At 51.0% G+C, this 4723-nt stretch carries 5 protein-coding genes; 1 reads left to right on the forward strand and 4 read right to left on the reverse strand.

What is annotated here, in order from left to right:
- Positions 1-122 precede the first annotated feature (122 nt).
- From QZL66_RS11215 to QZL66_RS11230, 4 genes are all read right to left on the reverse strand, one after another.
- Positions 123-1358, reverse strand: coding sequence for an argininosuccinate synthase (locus QZL66_RS11215; protein WP_022411813.1), 1236 nt, complete (start codon positions 1356-1358; stop codon positions 123-125).
- Between the two features lie 507 nt (positions 1359-1865).
- The gene (locus QZL66_RS11220) at positions 1866-2375 is read right to left on the reverse strand and encodes a flavin reductase family protein (RefSeq protein ID WP_226944056.1); all 510 of its coding nucleotides are present in this window, start codon (positions 2373-2375) and stop codon (positions 1866-1868) included.
- A 463-nt stretch (positions 2376-2838) separates the two neighbouring features.
- Entirely contained in the window at positions 2839-3606 is a 768-nt protein-coding gene (gene spo0A, locus QZL66_RS11225) for a sporulation transcription factor Spo0A (RefSeq protein WP_022411815.1), read from the reverse strand.
- Between the two features lie 179 nt (positions 3607-3785).
- Positions 3786-4334, reverse strand: coding sequence for a hypothetical protein (locus QZL66_RS11230; RefSeq protein WP_022411816.1), 549 nt, complete (start codon positions 4332-4334; stop codon positions 3786-3788).
- A gap of 200 nt (positions 4335-4534) precedes the next feature.
- Here QZL66_RS11230 and QZL66_RS11235 point away from each other — a divergent pair.
- The coding region (locus QZL66_RS11235; protein WP_293615151.1) for a hypothetical protein at positions 4535-4723 on the forward strand (189 nt) is incomplete at its 3' end.

A 4723-nucleotide genomic window follows, 5' to 3' on the forward strand; every position in this document is an offset into this window, starting at 1 on the left:
CAAAAATTCACTGTGTTCAAGAAACGGAAAAGAGGCGACCGGAAAACAGCCGCCTCTTCCTCACCGGCAGGAGAACCGGTATTCAGGGGAATCACCGCAGTGTTCCCTTATTTTTGCAAAGCTTACTTGCCACGCTTCTGATCCAGTACAGCCTTTACGTGAATCGGCAGACCGAACAGGTTGATGAAGCCCTCTGCATCCTTCTGGTTGTAAACGTCTTCTGCGTCGAAGGTTGCAACCTCTTCATCGTACAGAGTGTACGGAGAAGTTACGCCGGCATTGATGATGTTGCCCTTGTACAGCTTCAGCTTGACATCACCGGTAACGGTCTTCTGTGTCTCAGTTACGAATGCAGACAGTGCTTCCCGCAGCGGGGTGTACCACTGGCCGTTGTATACGATATCGGCAAACTTGATGCTCAGATACTGCTTGGTTCTTGCGGTTTCCTTATCCAGGGTGATGGTCTCCAGAACATCGTGCGCATGGTACAGGATGGTGCCGCCCGGAGTTTCATAAACGCCTCTGGACTTCATGCCGACCAGACGGTTCTCTACCAGATCAGCCAGACCGATGCCGTTTGCGCCGCCCAGCTCGTTCAGCTTTTCTACCAGTTCTACAGCACCCATTTCCTTGCCGTCGATAGCAGTCGGGATACCCTTTTCGAAGTGGATGGTCACATAAGTGGGCTTGTCCGGAGCCTGAAGCGGAGAAACACCCAGTTCCAGGAAGCCTTCCTTCTCATACTGCGGCTCGTTTGCCGGATCTTCCAGATCCAGACCTTCGTGGGACAGATGCCACAGGTTCTTATCCTTGGAGTAGTTGGTTTCACGGTTGATCTTCAGCGGGATGTTGTGTGCTTCTGCATAGTCGATCTCTTCGTCACGGCTCTTGATGGTCCATTCTCTCCACGGAGCGATGATTGCCATATCCGGAGCGTATGCCTTGATTGCCAGCTCGAAACGAACCTGATCGTTGCCCTTGCCGGTTGCGCCGTGGCAGATGGCATCTGCGCCCTCTTCCAGAGCGATTCTTGCCAGCTCCTTACCGATGATCGGACGAGCGAAAGAGGTACCCAGCAGGTAGCGGTTCTCGTAAACTGCGCCAGCCTGTACGGTGGGGAAAATGTAGTCCTCAACGAAGGTCTTCTTCAGATCCAGGATGATCAGCTTGGAAGCGCCGGTCTTGATTGCCTTTTCTTCCAGACCGTCCAGTTCTGTACCCTGTCCTACGTCTGCGGAAACTGCGATAACCTCGCAGTTATTGTAATTTTCCTTCAGCCACGGAATGATGATCGAAGTATCCAGACCGCCGGAATATGCCAGAACAACCTTTTTAATATCCTTCTTTGCCTTAGCCATGAGTGTTTCCTCCATTAGCGTAAAATTGCATCGGTTCCCGGCGAACTTGTCCGCCGCAAATGCTCTTGACTCTTATTATACACCTTTTTCCGCAGTTGTCAAGCATTTCTGCATAATTATACGGAATTTTTTTCTTTTTTTCACATTTCACGAATAATATGCATTTCCATCGTATATTTCCGAATAAAACGGGAAAAACAAACAAGAATGGCCTCTGCCGCACCGGCAGAAGCCCTTCTCCCACGATCAGAAATGATCCTCTCGTTTGTCCCAAATCCCTTTTGCCGGTGCAGCGTTGTGCGCCGCTGCGCCTGCGGGTGATTTCATGATGTCAGCGCCGCTTTTAGAACCTGTCTTCACAAGAAATATATGTGGATTTTCGAGCATAATTTTGTTGCAGACAAGGCAAAAATGCGCAGGCAGGCTGTCGCCCGGCAAGCATTTTTTACGCAGTATGCAGCAAAATTTGCCGAAAAGACACTTGTATACGCTTGTGAAGATGGGTTCTTAGAACGCACGCTCGTAGTAGCCCAGAACCTCGCCGACAAATTCCCGGTGCAGCGGATCTTCGCCGTACCACTTCTCATAGATCTCCGGCTTCACGAAGCCGTCCTTCTGGAGCATGCTGGTGTACATTTTCCGGCAGACAAGCACACGCCGTGCCTGTGCAAAGGTGACAGAGCCGCCGACCTCCATGGGCTGCAAGCCGGTTTCCTTTGCCTTGTCGCAGTCTCTTCCGGAATTGGAGCCGCAGAAAGAGAGTGCGGGCTTATAGCCGATGTCAAAGAAGCTGACAGTAAACAGATCGTTTGCATCCAGGTACTTCAGGGTATAGCGGTTTGTGCGAACCACGCAGTGGAACGAGGGAACGCCCCACATCTCGCCCATTGCACCCCAGGAGGCAGTCATGGTGTTATAGTCCTCCAATGTGCCAGCCGTCAGGAGATACCACTCCTTTCCGATCATCCGAAACGGGTTGCACGCCAGCGAATCCAATTCTCTTTTCTTCAAGAACACTTGTCCCTCAACCATAATTCGATTCCTTTCACATTGAGATAGGAGCCCGTTTCGCACCTTTTTTCGTACGTCTTTTCGGCAGATTTTGCCGCTGGCTGCGTCAGAGATCCTTGCCAGACACAAAGTATGCCTGCGAATCTCTTCCTTGTCACCGACAAAATCATGCTCAAAAATCCGCACAGAAAAAGATACAAAACAAACTCTGAGGTAACACCGCACAGGGAGCGTGCAGCGTTGCCAGAAATAAGATAAATCTAACAGCAGGGAAACAATACCTTGCCATTTATATCCTACCACAAAAATCGTCAGACTGCAAGGGGAAATTGAAAATTTTCTGTCATTTTTGTATAATAATTTGAAATATCCATAGAAAAGACCGCCTTTTGGTCACGATTTCGGCAAAATGCCGAACTTTTTGCTGAGAAATGCGGAATTATGACCGGGGGACCGGCGATACCGTAGATTATGCGTGCCGTTTCTTTCCGCTGCAGCCGTACTTCAGGCGCAGCTTATCGGTCAGCAGGGCGATAAATTCCGAATTGGTGGGCTTTCCCTTGCAGTTATTCACGGTGTAGCCAAAAAAAGAATTGATGGTGTCCAGATCCCCGCGGTCCCATGCAATCTCAATGGCGTGGCGAATGGCACGCTCCACACGGGAAGAGGTAGTGTCGAACTTTTTGGCGACCGTGGGATAGAGCATTTTGGTCACGCTGTCCAGCAGGCTCTGGTCATCGATGGATGCCAGAATGGCGGCACGAAGATAGTGATACCCCTTGATGTGTGCCGGCACGCCCAGCTGGTGGATCATCTCCGTGACGACGACCTCCAGATTTTCCTCTTGAGATGCGGCAGAACGATTCCCCTCTGCCAGCCCCAGAATCCGCTTGCCCAGCGTAGAGATCTCAAAGGGCTTGAGCATAAAATACGACGCACCCTGCTCCATGGTCTGCCGCTCCAGAAATTCGTTCTCATAGGACGAAGTGATGATAAAAAGCGGTCTGTGCGCCAGTTCTTTGGATTTCGACAAAATTTCCAGCGCATCCAGATTTGGCAAAACGGCATCCATGACTACCACATCAGGCATGTCGTTCCGAATCGCATCCAGGATCACTCTTCCATCCCGCCGGCGGGTTACAACGTAAAGTCCCAGCGCACGCAGTTCATTGGCACAGGCAATCCCGTATTCCGTGCTGTCATCTCCGATCAGGACTTTCACTTTTTTGTTGTCCATTTTGTTACCTCCTGTTTTTTTGTTCTACTTGATAATTTTACCATAAAGCGTAGTACATTTACAAGTCAAAATTCTGTCGAAAAATGTCGAAATCTGTAAAAACTCAGAAAAACTTTTGAAATGTCATCACCGTTATTTTTGATTTTCAGTGACAATCCATGTCGAAATTATGTCGTACCTCAAATAATCGGCGGTGCCTGTGCTTTTTCTCCCCTTTTTCTGGCAAGACGCTTCTGCGTATCCGCCGGAGAAACGTGCTGGAGCACGGCGAGCACCACAAGACTGCCGTAGGCGACCCACGTGGGCAGGATCTCCATGCGGTAGAGCGCATCCACCTGCATCTCCATGATCTTGCTGTAGAACCCGCTCTCCGCCGCATAGGAGGTCACCCGATACAGCGCCGCCATACACAGCGTAATGCCCGCAGTCGCCGGAATCAGCGCCGTCCGGTTGCGGTGCAGCAGCACCAGCACAGCGCCAGCTGTCAGCAGCGCTGCGGCAGCGATCATGGTCTGCCCGTACGCCACGAAGTCCATGGGCCAGTTTTCTCCGGCACGGGCGTTCTTGATCCAGCCCCATGCGCAGCCAATGTCCGTGATCCAGACACACAGGACGGTACTGAGAATCAAAAGAATGCGCAAACTGATACAGCAAATGCGCAGCACCCGCTCCCGCCGCACACTGGCTGCGGTCTGTTTGCCCTGCGGCGCTTTGTCTTGCCCTTTCATCCTATGTATCTTTCCTTCCTTTGGTTCTGCATGTTTTTCAAATTTTTTGTGATATAATGAGAACCGCTTCCAAAATTTCACGCCGTTTCCACAGGAAATCTCCGGTTTCCTGGTTTTTGCGCTGATAAAATCCGCTGTGCCGTCCATAGTAAGGACAGCGCCACACAAGATCCTTCAAAAGAAAGCAGGTCTGAAATGTCATGATTCGAATCGTGCGAAAATTCGCAATTCTTTTTGCTGTGCTCACAGCGCAGCTCTACACCGCTGCCGCCTACTACGCATGGAGTCTGCCGGACAGCTACTACACCGCTGACAGCAGCACTCTGGAGCTGGATACAGCGCTGCACATTGCAGCCGTTCCGGCGGAGCACACGGTACAGGCGGCAGCC

Origin of the sequence: Ruminococcus sp. CAG:330, assembly GCF_000437175.1 — a bacterium.
Classification (GTDB): Bacteria; Bacillota; Clostridia; order Oscillospirales; family Ruminococcaceae; genus Ruminococcus_C.